The sequence below is a fragment of the Hafnia alvei genome (assembly GCF_964063325.1).
Lineage (GTDB): Bacteria > Pseudomonadota > Gammaproteobacteria > Enterobacterales > Enterobacteriaceae > Hafnia > Hafnia alvei_B.
This window is the reverse complement of sequence record NZ_OZ061315.1, coordinates 1,418,654-1,433,968: the sequence shown is the minus strand read 5'-3', so window position 1 is coordinate 1,433,968 and position 15,315 is coordinate 1,418,654. Positions and strand designations below refer to the sequence as shown.

The 15,315-nt window shown below is 52.4% G+C and carries 16 protein-coding genes; 2 read left to right on the top strand and 14 right to left on the bottom strand.

Going from position 1 to position 15,315, the window contains the following annotated elements:
- Window positions 1-5 precede the first annotated feature (5 nt).
- From AB3Y96_RS06800 to AB3Y96_RS06780, 5 genes are all read right to left on the bottom strand, one after another.
- Window positions 6-785, bottom strand: coding sequence for an ABC transporter permease (locus tag AB3Y96_RS06800; RefSeq protein ID WP_367300285.1), 780 nt, complete (start codon window positions 783-785; stop codon window positions 6-8).
- Complete coding sequence (locus tag AB3Y96_RS06795) at window positions 785-1,720, bottom strand: ABC transporter ATP-binding protein (protein WP_367298801.1); 936 nt, start codon at window positions 1,718-1,720, stop codon at window positions 785-787. Before AB3Y96_RS06795 ends, AB3Y96_RS06800 begins: the two co-directional genes overlap by 1 nt.
- The gene (locus AB3Y96_RS06790) at window positions 1,717-2,871 is read right to left on the bottom strand and encodes an ABC transporter permease (RefSeq protein WP_072308095.1); all 1,155 of its coding nucleotides are present in this window, start codon (window positions 2,869-2,871) and stop codon (window positions 1,717-1,719) included. Before AB3Y96_RS06790 ends, AB3Y96_RS06795 begins: the two co-directional genes overlap by 4 nt.
- Before the next feature lie 280 nt (window positions 2,872-3,151).
- A complete protein-coding gene (locus AB3Y96_RS06785; protein ID WP_072308094.1) occupies window positions 3,152-4,084 on the bottom strand; it encodes an ABC transporter substrate-binding protein in 933 nt (310 codons plus the stop codon).
- On the bottom strand, window positions 4,033-5,118 hold the full coding sequence (locus AB3Y96_RS06780) for a fatty acid desaturase (protein WP_367298800.1): 1,086 nt from the start codon (window positions 5,116-5,118) through the stop codon (window positions 4,033-4,035). Before AB3Y96_RS06780 ends, AB3Y96_RS06785 begins: the two co-directional genes overlap by 52 nt.
- 374 nt (window positions 5,119-5,492) lie before the next feature.
- On the opposite strand from AB3Y96_RS06780, the gene yajD reads away from it, so the two are divergent.
- Complete coding sequence (gene yajD, locus AB3Y96_RS06775) at window positions 5,493-5,837, top strand: HNH nuclease YajD (protein WP_004096236.1); 345 nt, start codon at window positions 5,493-5,495, stop codon at window positions 5,835-5,837.
- Window positions 5,838-5,993: 156 nt separating this feature from the next.
- On the opposite strand, the gene AB3Y96_RS06770 is transcribed toward yajD, so the two are convergent.
- A complete protein-coding gene (locus AB3Y96_RS06770; RefSeq protein WP_043491956.1) occupies window positions 5,994-6,584 on the bottom strand; it encodes a Yip1 family protein in 591 nt (196 codons plus the stop codon).
- Window positions 6,585-6,829: 245 nt separating this feature from the next.
- Between AB3Y96_RS06770 and AB3Y96_RS06765 the strand changes: the two genes are divergently transcribed.
- Window positions 6,830-7,753, top strand: a complete 924-nt coding sequence (locus tag AB3Y96_RS06765; protein WP_072308092.1) for a LysR family transcriptional regulator — start codon at window positions 6,830-6,832, stop codon at window positions 7,751-7,753.
- Here the strand turns inward: AB3Y96_RS06765 and mdcH are convergent.
- The 8 genes from mdcH to mdcA all read right to left on the bottom strand — a co-directional run bounded on the left by mdcH (window position 7,750) and on the right by mdcA (window position 14,999).
- Window positions 7,750-8,682, bottom strand: coding sequence for a malonate decarboxylase subunit epsilon (mdcH, locus tag AB3Y96_RS06760; protein ID WP_367298799.1), 933 nt, complete (start codon window positions 8,680-8,682; stop codon window positions 7,750-7,752). The genes AB3Y96_RS06765 and mdcH overlap by 4 nt on opposite strands.
- Window positions 8,682-9,311 carry a malonate decarboxylase holo-ACP synthase gene (locus AB3Y96_RS06755; RefSeq protein ID WP_367298798.1) on the bottom strand — a complete coding sequence of 210 codons (630 nt, stop codon included), beginning with the start codon at window positions 9,309-9,311 and terminating at the stop codon, window positions 8,682-8,684. The genes mdcH and AB3Y96_RS06755 overlap by 1 nt, the downstream gene beginning before the upstream one ends.
- 13 nt (window positions 9,312-9,324) lie before the next feature.
- The gene (locus tag AB3Y96_RS06750) at window positions 9,325-10,284 is read right to left on the bottom strand and encodes an AEC family transporter (RefSeq protein WP_072308089.1); all 960 of its coding nucleotides are present in this window, start codon (window positions 10,282-10,284) and stop codon (window positions 9,325-9,327) included.
- A gap of 173 nt (window positions 10,285-10,457) precedes the next feature.
- Complete coding sequence (mdcE, locus tag AB3Y96_RS06745) at window positions 10,458-11,273, bottom strand: biotin-independent malonate decarboxylase subunit gamma (protein WP_367298797.1); 816 nt, start codon at window positions 11,271-11,273, stop codon at window positions 10,458-10,460.
- Window positions 11,270-12,136 (bottom strand): biotin-independent malonate decarboxylase subunit beta, encoded by an 867-nt coding sequence (locus tag AB3Y96_RS06740; protein WP_367298796.1) that lies wholly within the window; start codon window positions 12,134-12,136, stop codon window positions 11,270-11,272. The genes mdcE and AB3Y96_RS06740 overlap by 4 nt, the downstream gene beginning before the upstream one ends.
- On the bottom strand, window positions 12,129-12,431 hold the full coding sequence (gene mdcC, locus AB3Y96_RS06735; RefSeq protein ID WP_025800740.1) for a malonate decarboxylase acyl carrier protein: 303 nt from the start codon (window positions 12,429-12,431) through the stop codon (window positions 12,129-12,131). The genes AB3Y96_RS06740 and mdcC overlap by 8 nt, the downstream gene beginning before the upstream one ends.
- Before the next feature lie 52 nt (window positions 12,432-12,483).
- Complete coding sequence (locus tag AB3Y96_RS06730; RefSeq protein ID WP_367298795.1) at window positions 12,484-13,338, bottom strand: triphosphoribosyl-dephospho-CoA synthase; 855 nt, start codon at window positions 13,336-13,338, stop codon at window positions 12,484-12,486.
- Window positions 13,338-14,999 carry a malonate decarboxylase subunit alpha gene (gene mdcA / locus AB3Y96_RS06725; protein WP_040045743.1) on the bottom strand — a complete coding sequence of 554 codons (1,662 nt, stop codon included), beginning with the start codon at window positions 14,997-14,999 and terminating at the stop codon, window positions 13,338-13,340. Before mdcA ends, AB3Y96_RS06730 begins: the two co-directional genes overlap by 1 nt.
- Window positions 15,000-15,315 lie beyond the last annotated feature (316 nt).

Genomic DNA, 15,315 nt, shown 5'->3' with positions numbered 1-15,315 from the left:
GTTTATCATCCCTCTGTCGACGGTGGCACCTGTCGCCAACGTGTTAAATAATTTACCCAGCGCTCGAACGCCGCGTCGGTAATCATCGCCAATAGCGCCACCAGCAATGCGCCCTGAATAACGTAAGCGGTGTTAAAACCACTTAGCCCAATAATAATAGGCGAACCTAGCGTTTTTACCCCAACCGTTGAAGCAATGGCTGCCGTACCGATATTGATAATGACGGAGGTGCGCACACCGGCCAAAATCACCGGCGCGGCTAAGGGAATTTCCGCTCGCCACAGGATCTGCCAAGGATTCATTCCCGCCCCTCGGGCCGTCTCTCGTACCGCGGCGGGCACCGATTCAATCCCGCTAATGGTTCCCTGCAAAATAGGCAACAAACCATACAGCACCAAGGCAATCACCGCAGGCTCTGGGCTGAAGCCCATCAGCGGCACCGCCACCGCCAGCACCGCCACAGGCGGAAATGTTTGCCCCACCGCCGTAATAGTTTCCACCATTGAGCGAAACTCGCGTCCGCCACGGTGAGTAACCAGTAAGCCCGCACTCACGCCAATCGCTACGGCAATCAAACTGGAAATCGCCACTAACGAAACATGTGCCAGCGTGAGCGACCAAAAGCTGTCTTGCTGATAAACCGGCCGTGAAAGCTCCGGAAATAAGGCACTAAATAACTGCCCCATATGCGCCATTCCGCTATTGAGCCCAATGAGCAGCACGATCCCCCACAGCAAAGGATCGAAGTACCAGCGCCGGGCTATCGAATGATATTGCCCCTGCATCATGCCTCCGTTTTCTTTACCAAATCGGCAAAATAGAGCACACCAACCGGCTGCCCTGCTTCATCAATAACGGGTAAACGGTCAACCTGACGGTAAATAAAGACCGACATCGCATCACGTAAATTAAGATCGCAACGAATTGGCTCACCGTAAAGAAGCTCGCCGCGACGCACGCGGGAGGCCACCACGTCTAATCCCAACAGCTTGATCCCAACGTCGCTATGGCCAAAGAATTGACGCACAAAATCATTCACCGGCTGATTCAGCAACGCCTGCGGTGTTCCCTGCTGAACCACTTTTCCTGCGTCCATCAGCACAATACGGTCGGCAAGGCTCAGCGCCTCATCAATATCGTGTGTCACCAAAACAATGGTGCGGCCGAGCAAGGTATGAATGCGGGCGATTTCCTGCTGCAAGGTGGTGCGAGTAACGGGATCGAGCGCGCCAAATGGCTCATCCATCAACAAAACTTCCGGATCGGCAGCCAAGGCTCGCGCCACACCAACGCGCTGCTGTTGCCCGCCAGAAAGCTGATGCGGATAACGATGGCGAAACTCGGCCACATCCAAACTCAGCATTTCCATCAGCTCCGTCACACGCTGGCGAATACGCGCTGCGGGCCACTTTAACAGCTGTGGCACGGTGGCAATGTTTTGCTCCACCGTCCAGTGTGGAAATAATCCAATCGATTGAATGGCATATCCCATACGCCGGCGTAAAGCCTCAGGCTTAAAATGACTGATATCCTGTCCAGCGAAGGTCAGTTCACCGCTGTCATGATCGATTAAGCGATTGATCATTTTCAGCGTGGTCGATTTCCCCGAGCCAGAGGTGCCAATCAGCACGGTAAATTCCCCCTCGGCAATATGCAAAGAGAGGTCTTCTACCGCCGGACGTCCGGCAAAAAATTTATTAACATGCTTGAAATGAATCATTGTCGCGTCGCTTCAATTCGAGAAACTAAAAATTTAAACAAGGTATCCACGGTAACCGCCATCACAACCACCGGAATAACCCCCAACAATACCAAGTCCAACGCGCTGCTGAGTAAGCCTTGGAAAACGATGGCACCAAATCCTCCCGCGCCAATCAGCGCGGCGATGACCGCCATTCCCACGGTTTGAACCGCCACAATTCGCACACCGCTGAGCACAACGGGCAGCGCCAGAGGCAATTCAACCTTACGTAGGATCTGACCCGGCGTCATACCCACGCCGCGCGCGGCCTCAATCACGGGCTGCGGAACCTGTTCAATGCCGGCCACCACGCTACGCACCAGCGGTAGCAGCGCATACAGCACCAAGGCAATCAGCGCCGGCGCAGCACCAATTCCGCTAATCCCCAGCTTTCCCAACCATGGCCATGCCTGAGCCAAACCCGCAAGGGGCGCGATCAACAAGCCAAATAACGCAATTGAGGGAATAGTCTGAATAATATTCAGCGCTGAAAACATCGGTTTGCGCAGTCCTTCACAGCGCGCAGCAACAATGCCGAGCGGCACACCGATAAGTAACGCCATCGCGAGCGTGCTAAACAGCAACGTGAGATGTTGCCCCAGCGCCTGATTAAAAACATCGTCGCGGTTGGCGTATTCTTTCATCAGCGAAAGGGTATCCAGCGCACCGCTGAGTAATAAGATCGGTATCGGAGCCAAAATCAGCAGCGCTGCCAAAATGCGTATTCCACTGCGTTGGGTTAAGCGGCTCACGGCGTCGGCACCGCTCAGCAAACTTAACGCGCCGATAAACCAAAATCCGCCACCTAAAGAAACCCGCACTAGGCTATCTTCATCGCCGGCTAGCCGATGTGCTTGCCATGCAATCAAGAGCAGCAAACCCGCAAACAATGCGCCGCTGACGAGATAAATCAGCCATAGCGAAAAGCGGTTTTGTGGGCAGAAGCAGAGGATAAGCAAGACAGGAAACGGCAGGATCAAAATCCATGCAAAGCCATGAATAATGTCCCTTAGCGGCATACCAGTACCAGACACCAAGCGGTTTGCCGCCTGCGTCAGCAGCGGCATTTGCCAGAGCGCTAACATCATCAGCAGCCAGAGTGTGAGCACGACTCTGTTTTTTACCAAAATTTCTGTCCCTTATAATAGTTTTGATGTGTTACGAACGCCTATCGCATCCTCTATACATTCAATTCCCTGCTGGCGTTCATGTCAGGGGGCTCACCGCCGCCCCCTGACAACCCGGCTCGGCACCGTTATCCAGCCCGCAAAGCGGGTCCCCTCAATCAAAACTCTGTGTTTTAACGCACCACCGTAGAGGTGCTCCAAGCACCCTACGGTTCTCGCCGTTTTTCCTTCGGCTGGAAAACAACGTGCCATCAATATGTGTCTGCAACTCTAGGCAAACACTTTAGCCTTTCACAAATCCCTTATCTTTCAGGTATTTTGCTGCGACTTTCTTCGCGTCTTGCCCATCAACGGCAATTTTGGCGTTCAGTTTTTGCAGCGTTGGGCCATCAAGAGATTCAAATACCGGTTTCAGCACGGTCGCAATTTCGGGATGCGCTTTCAGCGTAGCCTCGCGCACGATTGGCGTTGGTGCATAGATTGGCTGCACGCCTTTAGGATCGCTGAGCGTTTTCAAACCTAATGCGGCAACGGGGCCATCAGTGCCGTAGGCCATCGCGCCGTTAACGCCTGAAGTTTGTTCCGCAGCGGCTTTAATCGTTACCGCGGTATCTCCACCGGCTAATGACAGCAGCTGATCTTGGTCCAATTTGAAGCCATAGGCCGTTTCAAAGGCCGGTAACGCATCAGGACGCTCAATAAACTCAGCCGACGCTGCCAGCTTAAATTTACCGCCCTGCTTCAGCCACTTACCTAAATCTTCTAACGATTCCAGATGGTTTTGCTGCGCGACGTCGTTGCGCACCGCGATACTCCAAGTATTGTTAGCCGGCGCTGGCGTCAGCCAAACAATCTGATTTTTGGCTAAATCTAGCTGCTTCACTTTTTCATAGCCTTGCTGGGCATTTTTCCATGCGGGATCTTTTTCATCAGCGAAGAAGAAAGCCCCGTTGCCGGTATATTCTGGGTAAATATCAATTTCTCCCGCAGCGATCGCACCACGTAAAACTTTGGTGGTGCCAAGCTGGGTTTTGTTCACCGTTTTGATGCCGTTTGCATCCAAAGTTTGCACAATGAGATTGCCCAACAGTGAACCTTCGGTATCAATTTTGGAACCCACCGTAACTGCATCGGCTGCCTGCGCGGTGCACATGGCAGCCCCCATTAACGCCAAAGATGCCAGAATCTTACGTCCCACAAATACATGTCCTGCCATAACGGTTCCTCATCATTGTTATTGTGTTTATTAGTACCTGAAAACTCGGTTAACTCCTGCGCCTCTCGCCCCATTAGGGGATGCTGAGTCACTTCAACAGAGCGCCACGCATAATTTCTCCACCACTGCGAATAGCCTTGCACCACAAATCCGTGATTGCGCAGCTGATACTCGATGCGGTCTGCCAGATAGGCTTTACGTAATCCATACCAAGGTAGCCCAGGCAAATCATGATGAACAAGGTGATAGTTCAAATTCAGAAAAAGCAGCCGCCAAGGCCATGCGGCTTCATTAATAATAGAACGGGCTGAGGGTTCGTCCACCGCTCGGTGCTCGTAAAACGAGCGAACCATGGCCAGTCCTAAGGCCGGATAGCTCACCGCCAGCAGATACCACCACGCTGAAATCCCCGCGAGTTGGGCGATCCAGAGCACTAACGCCAGCAACGAAAGATGAATCAACCACATAGCAACTTTTTTACCATTGCCGCGAATTATTTCCGTTAACTCATTTTTGAGCAGCGCGCCAATGCCCAGCGCAGGGCCCAGCAAAACTCTCCCCCAAAAGGTATTTCGACACGCAATGACGCCACGCCACAGCGCCGATGAGTGCAGCCAACGTGACTCGGCAAAGTAGTAAGACTCGGGATCTTCCAGCGGATGCGTTAAAGAGTCATCGTTGTGATGGGCTAAATGAGAGTCTCGATAAATTCCATAGGGATACCAGACCGCCAGCGGCAGCAGGCCAAGCAGCTGATTCACACGCGGCCAGCGCGTTGGATGCCCATGGATAAGCTCATGCTGTAATGACATATACCAGCACACGATAAGTATCAGCAGAGGCGTTGCCACCGCTTTGCCAAGCGTCTGCCAGTGGTAAACCACCAGCGCCCATCCGCCATACACGGCGATCAGCACGCACCACGTTGGAAGTTCACTGCGCCACAGCCATTGACGCTGCCATAAACGAATACGGTTTTTCTGCTCGGCATGCAGATAGTGCGATGTTCGCGTTTTGCTGGTCGCTGATGTCATCTATAAACCACTCCATAAATCCAATGTGGCTCAGTATTCCTGAAACCTTAAATTCCACTAAATACTAAAAAATTAGTTTTTATTACAATAATGAATATATGAGTCATCAGAAAAGTGACTTGAATGTTACAAAATGGTTAGAGGCAAAGGCTGCTGCGGGGTATAATCGGCGCAATTGTATTTAGGAGAATAATCATGCTGAAAAAAGCAATCATCGCAGGAATGGCACTGTTAACACTGGGCGGCGTTGGCGGAGTGATTCTGGCCGGAATTATTATCTACGTTCGCTCATAATTTCTGCCAAAGATTGGCCTGAGCCGCGACTTCGCCTACTATAGGGAAATATCCCTCAGTCTTGTTAAGGTTTGTCCCCGATGGCCATTATCCCTAAGAACTACGCCCGTTTAGAAACTGGCTACCGTGAAAAAGCGCTTAAAATCTATCCGTGGGTGTGCGGTCGCTGCTCGCGCGAATTTGTGTACTCCAATCTGCGTGAATTAACGGTGCATCATATCGATCACGATCACACCAATAACCCAGAAGACGGCAGCAACTGGGAACTTCTGTGTTTATATTGCCACGATCACGAACACTCAAAATACACCGAAGCCGATCAATACGGTTCAACCGTGATTGCGGGCGAAGATGCGCAAAAAGACGTGGGTGAAGCCACCTATAATCCGTTTGCCGATCTTAAAGCGATGCTGAATAAGAAATAAGCGGCTGCGCTCTATTTTCCTTAATCGTTTAAATCGCCGTTCTGCGGCTTGAAATATGATCAGGAAAAAGAAAAGGCGCTGAAGATAAACTTCAGCGCCTGCTAGGTGGATATTAACAAAACAATTTTCACTTCTACTGCGTTGAACACCGCAGGGCTAGAAAATATGCGAACCATAGCCCCACATGATAACGGTAATCCCTAATAACAGCTCGAGTACCAAAACGCCTATTGCAAAGGTGGAGCCAGAAAATATAAACCCCTGACCTTCAGTGATACCGAGGAAATTCGGAATACCGCGATACAACAAATACCCGCTATAACATACACCAACAATAACAGCGAGCATGCACAGCCATACCATCGGATATATTGATACGATACTGCTAATAAACATGGGCGTACCGACATAGCCCGCAAACACAATACATTGATTTAAACTCGGGCAGTTTTCATATTCCCGAGCCATCCAGCGAATGACCATACCAACAAAACCAACCGCGGCGAGCATTAAGCCGTAAAACACAACTGCAATGGCTAACGCCGTCATCGGCATTACTTTAAAAACGCGGTCTCCGCCGAAATCCCAGCCAAACTGGGTGGTGCCGATAAAAGAGCAGATGACAGGAATAGCAGCCATCAGCAGCACATGGTGAGTATAGATATGCGATACCGACTCATTTTCCTGCCGTATTTGCCGGAACTCCTGTGCCGGATGCGATAACAGTCCCCAAACATGGTTACTCATGACACACCCCCTGACGCCTATCGAGGGAATAACTATCACTCACATTTTCCCCTCACTTTCAGTATAGAACCCCCTCACAAAAATACAGAAAAAAATAGGAATTTTTTTATCTCTATAAGCCCCGCCCTCATTGGGCTCAGCCTAAATTTACTTTAATTTTTCTAACCTGTCTTTTTGCCAAACATAAATTCCTTATTTTGCTAAAGTATTCCCTAATATTAGTATGATTGTTATGCGGCGGAATCATGATTGACAGCGAAATAACTCTGCGAAAATTAGAAATCTTTTTAGCCTTCATGGAAAAAGAAAATATCACCCGCGCGGCAGAATCCCTAGGGTTAAGCAGTGTGAGCGTGCATAGGGCGTTACACACGCTGGAAGAAGGATTTCGCTGCCCGTTATTTGTGCATAAAGGCCGTAATTTACTGCCGCTTCCCGCCGCGCACACGCTGGCTGAATATGCCCGCGATCTGGTGGAACTTGCCCAGAAAGGCATTGAAGAAACCCGCATCGCCGCTGGGTTTGGTCAGCAGCGGATGAAAATTGGCACCATGTATTCGCTGACGCTGGAAACCATTCCTAAGCTCATCATGGGCGTTAAACTGCGCCGCCCTGAAGTGGAAATCAGCCTCACCATGGGCTCGAATCAGGATTTATTACAGCAGCTAGAAAATCAGCAGCTCGACGCCATTCTGATTTCTATTTCCGATAGCCAAGTGAACGAACAGTTATTCGAAACCGTGCCGCTGTTTCAAGATGATATTTTTCTCGCGGCACCCGCTTCATCGGCGCTGATAAAACCGGGCTTGGCGGATTTACGTGATTATCGTGACGAGAAATTTGTTGCGCTTGCGGAAGGATTTGCCACTTATCATGGCTTTAGCGAGGCATTTCAAATTGCCGGTTTCGAGCCTGACATCGTTACCCGAGTCAACGATATTTTCTCGATGCTCAGTCTGGTTCAGGCTGGCGTGGGCTATACGCTGATACCAGGTAGAATGAAAAACGTGTATGAAAGCAGCGTGAAACTGCTACCGCTGTGCAGTGAATATCAGATGCGACAGACCATTGCCTTGGTATTTGCACGCAGCCGAGAACAAGACCCTAACCTGCTCGCACTCACCGCAGAAGGACGCATGTACGCACGCGCCCATCGCGCACTCAATTAAGCCTGTTTCTGATAGTGAGCCACTATATCAGTGACCGATTTCAAACCAAGCTGACAGCGTGAAAGCGCTTCCCCTTGCTCCATCACTTTTCGGGTTAACCCCGTGAGTACGGCACCGGGCGGCATTTCAATCGCCAAACGAACTTCTCGCTCATAGGCCGCAACCATGGCTTCATGCCAGCACACGGTGCGCGACATATTGAATGCCAAATCGTCGGCAATACGTTCAGGCTGCCATAACACCCGCCCCGTGCTGCCGCTGAGATAGGCAATATTTGGTCGTTGCACTGCCACGTTTTGCATCGCCTGCGCCAGCTGATGTGCAGGCTCCAGCAACAGCGCGCAGTGTGAAGGAACGCTGACCGCCAGACGCTGGGTTTTATGTGCGCCTTTGGCCCGCGCCAGCGTCATAACCTTCTGCATGGCGGCTTCGCTACCGGCAATCACAAACTGTTCTTCCGCGTTGATGTTGGCTAAATAAACCGGCAAATCCGGTGAATTGACCTCGGCAATCAACGGCTCTAGCTGATTTAAATTCAGGCCGACAATAGCAGAAAGACCGAAACCATCGGGATAGGCATTTTCCATCAGTTCGCCGCGCAGGGCGACTAAACGCACGGCGTCCGAAAAGTCTAACGCCCCTGCGACCACCGCAGCGGGGAAAGCACCAATAGACAGACCGCTCACAAAATCAGCCTGAACGCCTGCCGTCTGAAGCTCTCTGGCATAGGCAACGCCCGCGATCAGTAAACATAGCTGAACTGCACGCGTTCTTTGCAACGCTGAGGCGCTATCTAGCGCCAACACGTCTTCGTTTAACGCGGTATTGGCCTGTTCAATCAGCGAACGTGAAATAGCATTATCAGGCAAATCGTGCAGCATTGCGGGACGCTGCGGCCCTTGACCGGGAAAAGTAAATAAGACTTTCATTATGCCTCCTCTGACGGCGACCACGGATCGCGGGTTAGCACCGGTCCGGTTGCCGTTTTCAGCATGACGCGCTTATCGCGTAGCCATTCTGTCAGAGCAAAAGCCCCGAGTGGGGTTTCAACCTGAACGTCGGTTCGGCACGGGAGCTGAACCTGAGCAATGCGCTCGGCAAAGTCTGCCAGCTCTTCCGCGCTAATTTTTTGCGGACAGCGCACCACTAAATCGAGATCGCTATCGGTGTGCATCACCGGAATATCCGTCGCTAAAGCGTAACCGCAGCTTCCTGTTACTCCCCATACCCACGGCCACGGCGTTTGCATCAGCATAATCAGCACCTGAACCGGCGGTAGGGAAACAAAAGAAGATTGCAGCAACGCGATAGGATCGGCGATTAACGATTCCGGCGTGACGCATCGCACCACGCTTTGTTCATCGACCCAAGCCGCCGCGCGCTGGCTGCGCTTCATGCCACGGATCCCGACTGGAATACGCCCGCCGTCTTGAACATCGCGTCGCACCACTAATGGCAATGACGTGCGCCACTGCTGTGCCACCCACTCCGGCATGGTGTCTTGCGTGGTGAGTGAGGTTACGTTGTTAATCCAGATCAAGTCATGCGGGCGTAACATACTGATTCCTTACTTAAATTCCTGCGGTCAGCGTAATAAACAGCGGCAGCGTGATGATACACAGCACGGAGCTTATCAGCAGCGTAGCTTCAGCATCAGGAGACTGCACGCCGAAACGGTTGCCGAATACGATACCGAAGAAGCCCGCAGAAAGCGCGATCATCAGAATTGCCGTGACGGCAACATCACCATGCAAGCCCATCGCCAACACGATACCCCACGCAATGAAGGGCTGAATCAGCAGCTTGGTGACGCTCGACAGCACCACGCAGGTATTGATTTTCAGTTTACGCGCAGACAGGATCACACCGGTCAGGAACAGCGCCGAAGCCGTAGCAGACAGGCCCAACGGTTTGATCGAAGCCAGTACCATTTCAGGCATGTGAATACCGATGGCTGACAATACAACCCCCAGCAACGGCCCCCACACGATAGGTTTTTTCACCGAGCGCCACATTAGAACCGGCAGCATCGTGAGAGTTGAGCCCTGAATCGCACCCGACTCACGCGCTTTTTCACGTTCGAGGATCAGCAGGCAGAACGGCGTCATCAGCACAGAACCACAGGCGATAGCCACCGCAACCGACAGCGACGTAGAAGAGCTTTCGCCCAGCACGCTGCCTAAGATCGGTAAACCCAGCGCGGCGTAGTTAGGTAACGCTACGGTTAGCGTCAGAACCGCTGCATCCTGTGGCGTTTTCTTGAAGACTTTGGTGCAGATAAAGTAAATCGCGGCATAGGTTACCCACATGCCTAATACCAGCACCACAATCAGCGGAGACTGCTGAACAATGCCGCTCCATGGGGTTTGCACCGTGGCGCTAAACAACGCGGCTGGCAGGGCAAAGTCCATCACGAAGATATTGAGCAGAGAAACATTCTTGTTATCGACCATCTTGGCTTTACCGGCATAAAAGCCGAGCAGCATGATGACGAAGATCGGTGCGAGGGCGTGAATAATTACATATGTCATAAATCACCTTGTATAAAAACAAAAAGCGTTACAGAAAAATTCAGTTAAAACGTTATTTTCTTTTTATAAAACAGTCGTTAGCGGGCAGGTGAGGACTCGCTGGGTGCGATACATTTACATCGTTCCCAGCGTTATAATTAAAACTAACGGTCGGTCTTAGTGTGTTTAAAGCATTACCACTCGGCGCGCATACGGGTGCGAACCAGAGAAGAACTTTGGCGATTGTGCGCGCCTAAGCGGTTGCTGAGATCAACACCCTGCTGGCGAGCATCCACAACGGCTTCACGCAATACGGTGGTCACGCGGGCCAGATCGTCTGCGCTGGCATTAAGCGGATCGTTGATGTCCAGCAGTTGGTCTAATAAGCCCAGCGTGCTGTAATTTTTAATGTCATAGGCCATCGGCGGTATGGTCGCGGCTAATTTCTCCAGCGACTCGACGGAGCGCAGCGTGATGCGCGCCGCAGACTCTTTCCCCATCGCATGAATCATTACGCCCGCGTCATTAAACGCAATCAGACGGTTAGCCTGATAGCCGTGCGCTAAGAAAGCACCCGACATCGCTTTACCCACGATTAAGCCAATCACCGGGTGACCCGCCAAACGCGCGTTAGCGTAAGCACCCGCAGCACCGGCTAACGCCTGATGAATACCAAACGCCTCTTCACGACGGCCATAGGCCTGACTTGGCACATCGATCACGGCCACGATGGCGCGTTTCTGGGATTTGTTTTTGTCTGCTTCGACGACTTCGCTCACCAACTGTGCCAGCGTCCAGCCTTCAAGCAGACCGACTTCGCCGTTGACCGCGCGCGGATAGTGATTATTTGCATCTGGAACCACCGCGATAAAACGTGCGGCCTGTCCATCGATTTCACCATCGGCGGCTTTAACCGATTCGCATTGCCCTTGACGCTGAGTCGCGCCCTGAGTCAGTAAGGAAAACCAATAACGGCCACGGCTGGCGGTTTGTGCTGTTGAGGTGCTCATGCGCGATCCTCCTGTGAACGGTTTTTAGCAGAGAGATGATTCTGAGAGAAAAGTTCGGCAGCCAGGTCCGCCGTTACCTGTTGGCGGGTATCAAACCCATTGAGCGCGGTGAGATACTGGGCGAATTTATCTGAACGATGCTGCGCAGGAACGCCACGAGCAATACACTGATTCATCGCCTGTTTTACCGCGTTCAAGCCATCAGGGACTTCGGCATCAACAAAACCATTGCGATAACGAACGTCGCCACCGGTCATGCTCCAGATGAATGGGCGGTCGCGTGAGTCATACTCTTCAATCCCCGCTTCCTGCTCAATCACCTGCGGGCCGTTGAGGCCTAAGCGCGCTTCACGGGTTACGATCAAATAGCTGCACAGCGCGGCCGCAATCGACATACCACCGAAGCAGCCAACGGTACCGGCAACAATGCCTACTACCGGCGTATAGCGACGCAAATCGACAATCGCAGCATGAATATCCGCAATGGCCGCTAAACCAAGATTGGCCTCTTGCAAGCGCACGCCGCCGGTCTCTAGCAGCAAAACAGCCTGCGTTGGGATACCGTTGCGGTTATCCTCCGCGGCCAGCTCTAACGCTGAGGCCATTTTGGCGCCGGACACTTCGCCCATGCTGCCGCCTTGGAAAGCGCCCTCAACCGCAACCACGACCGCGGGTTTACCCTCGATGGTGCCTTTAGCCACCACCATGCCGTCGTCGGCCTGCGTCACAATGCCCTGAGGTTCTAACCACGGCGATGTGATGTGCTCGAAGGGGCCTAATAATTCACGAAAAGTACCGGCATCCAGTAAACGACGCGCGCGTTCACGGGCGCTAAGTTCGATAAAGCTGAGATCGTTACGCATGAGTTGCCTCCTCAAAGACTTGTTCGATACGTAGGCGAGCCACACCCGGCGTTGCACCGAAATCATTAATCTCTAAACGCCCCGCGGGCAAAGTACGTAGGCTAGCCAAGCGCTCAAACAGGTGTTGCCAACGCAGACCACTGCCGTCCACCGACGTTTTAATCACCACGGACAGCGTGCCTGCGCTCTGTTCAGGCGCAAACAGAACTTCCATATCGCCGGAACCGACGACGCCGCTTAATGCTTTGTTCGGCAGCGTTTCGCTTGCCGGATAGCTCAGTTCAATACGTTCCATAACGTCCTCTTTATTCGTTGTCTAACAGCCGACGCGCATCTTTACGCCCCGCCTAATGGCGGCAGGTTCTATCTAAAAACAGCGCGGCTGCCAGTAAATCTGCGGCTCCACCGGGAGAAACATGGTCGGCCAACATGCGGACTTCCAAATTAGCCAGCGCTAAGCGACCTGCTGGCGTTTGATATCCACCGTTAGCCAGCACCTCGGCGGCACCCTGTTGCATCGCGGTCAATGCTGATAAGCCGCCGCGAGAAAGTACGCAGGTATCGCTAAGCGAAGTCATGATGGCCATCAGCGCATCAATCCGGGCTTCTTGTTCCGTTGCCCCTTGCTGACGGCTGTGCCACAGCTGCGGTAAAGCCAGCGTTATCACGTGCGGGAAGCCTTGCTGTGCCTCTTCACGTGCGCCGGGAACCTGATAACGTTGAGTCGCTCGCAGCCCTTTACTGAATACTTTTGGGCTTGCGTGGTCGGGCAAACGTGCGACCTGCGCGGCCAGAGTGAGCGTTGAGTGCACGTCGCCCTTCGCCCCTTGCATGGCGACGGCGCTCACCAATAACCCCAGCGCCCAAATAGCACCACGGTGGGTATTCACGCCCTGCGTCGCCAGCATCATGCAGCGCTCACCGTCCCGCCCTATTCTTCCAATCTCCTGACGCAGCGCGCTGTCTACCGGACGCTGCCAACTTGCGATGGCGAGCTGCTGAAATGCCGGCGTTAAGCTGTGTGCCGAGCGTTCCATCAAATCCAGCGTTAAATCCTGATGCGCGCCAGAACCACGGCTATCAACCAAGCCAGGTTTAGGAGACAGACGAGCTTCGTCCAGCAGCGCTTGCGTAGCCTGTTTCGCGAGTAAACTTGCCGCATCATCGGCGTCAGAATGGAGTGAATAGGGTTGGATTTTCATTACCAGCTCCGGAATTTAGCGGGTGGGTTGTATAAACCGTCAGACCACTCAACCAGATCGGATACGCTACCCGCCGCCAGCAACGAGCGCGTTGCATCGGTACGGCGGATCCCCATATCTTCAGGGAAGACCACTTTGCCTTCACGACGCAGATCGGCCACGCGTTTAGCGTCAACGCCCAAACCGATATCGGTGATCCCCGCAACCGCCGCGACCATGGCACGACGCTCTTCTAACGAGCGAGCGCGGTAGAGATAGGCAATCCCTTCTTCAGTCAGTACGTGGGTCACGTCATCGCCATAAATCATGACCGGAGCCAGCGGCATGCCGGACTCTTTCGCCACGTCAATCGCATCCAGTTTTTCAACGAAGGTTGGCTTCGCGCCGGCTTGGAAGGTTTCAACCATCTGTACTACCAGCTTGCGACCCCGCGCTAACGGATCCGGCTCTTCGATCATATCGAGCCAGGCTGGCGTCGCGTGACGGCGGCCGTGCGGATCGTGTCCCATATTTGGCGCGCCGCCGAAACCAGACAGGCGACCACGGGTGACCGTTGAAGAGTGCGCCATGCCGTCAATTTGCAGGGTGGAACCGATAAACATATCCACCGCGTACTGCCCTGCCATCTGGCAGAAAGCACGGTTTGAACGCATAGAGCCGTCATTGCCGGTGAAGAAAATATCTGGGCGTGCCGCGATGTAATCTTCCATCCCCAGTTCGCCGCCGAAGCAGTGAACAGTTTCAACCCAGCCGCTTTCAATGGCAGGGATCAGCGTTGGATGCGGATTCAGTGTCCAGTGCTTACAGATTTTGCCCTTCAGTCCTAATTGCTCACCGTAGGTTGGCAGCAGCAATTCAATCGCAGCAGTATTGAAACCAATCCCGTGGTTGAGGGACTGCACCTGATGCTTGGCATAAATACCTTTAATCGCCATCATACCCATCAGAACATGTACGGGTTTAATCAAACGAGGATCGCGGGTAAATAGAGGTTCAATAAAGAATGGCTTATCGGCCACCACCACGAAGTCAATCCAAGAACCCGGAATATCAACGCGTGGCAGGTCGGTTTCATCATCGACCAGCTCATTAACCTGTGCGATGACTAAACCATTTTTAAACGCCGCAGCTTCAACCAGCGCTGGCGTATCTTCGGTGCTTGGGCCGGTATACAAATTGCCGTGACGGTCCGCTTTAAAACCGGCGACCAGCGCCACGTTAGGCACCAGATCCACATAAAGGCGTGAATACAGTTCGATGTAGGTATGGATGGCGCCAATTTCTAGCTGACCATCTTCAAGCAGCTGTGAAATGCGCAGGCTCTGGGTGCCGGAGAAAGCGAAGTCCAGCTTGCGAGCAATCCCTTTTTCAAAGATATCCAGATGTTCTGCACGACCTACGCTTGGCATGATCATATGCAAATCGTGGACTTTAGCCGGATCAACCTCGGCCAAACTGCGCGATAAGAAATCAGCCTGCTTTTGGTTGTTACCTTCCATAACAACGCGGTCGCCAGAGACAATCAGTTTTTCGAGAATTGCGGTTAAATCATCGGTCGGAATCACTTTTCCGTTTATAAGCCCCTGCACGCTTTCGACGCGACGTCTTTTTTCCTGACGGCGGGTATCCCATACGCGAGTGGGTGTTTGATGAAGCGACATACCTAAACCTCCCCGGTTTAATTCATTAGCGCATCATGCGAGTAAGAATTTTTGCAGTGAGGCCAGCATAAAATTCCTAAAGTCGTCTATCAATTAACCAACTCACGTAATCGTTAGCCAAAGAGTAATGATTGAGGCGGCTTATAAAACAGGCATTTACTTTGTTAAGTGGGCCGTATAGGCAGCATGATGAAAAATAATCAGCATACAAACGCAGGTGAAAAAGCGATGCTGAAAAGACGTCAAAATAACCTTTCGGCAGAAGCGTTAACGTCGGCAAAAGCCATCAAGCGGAAGGTTTAGAAAAGCGATTAAT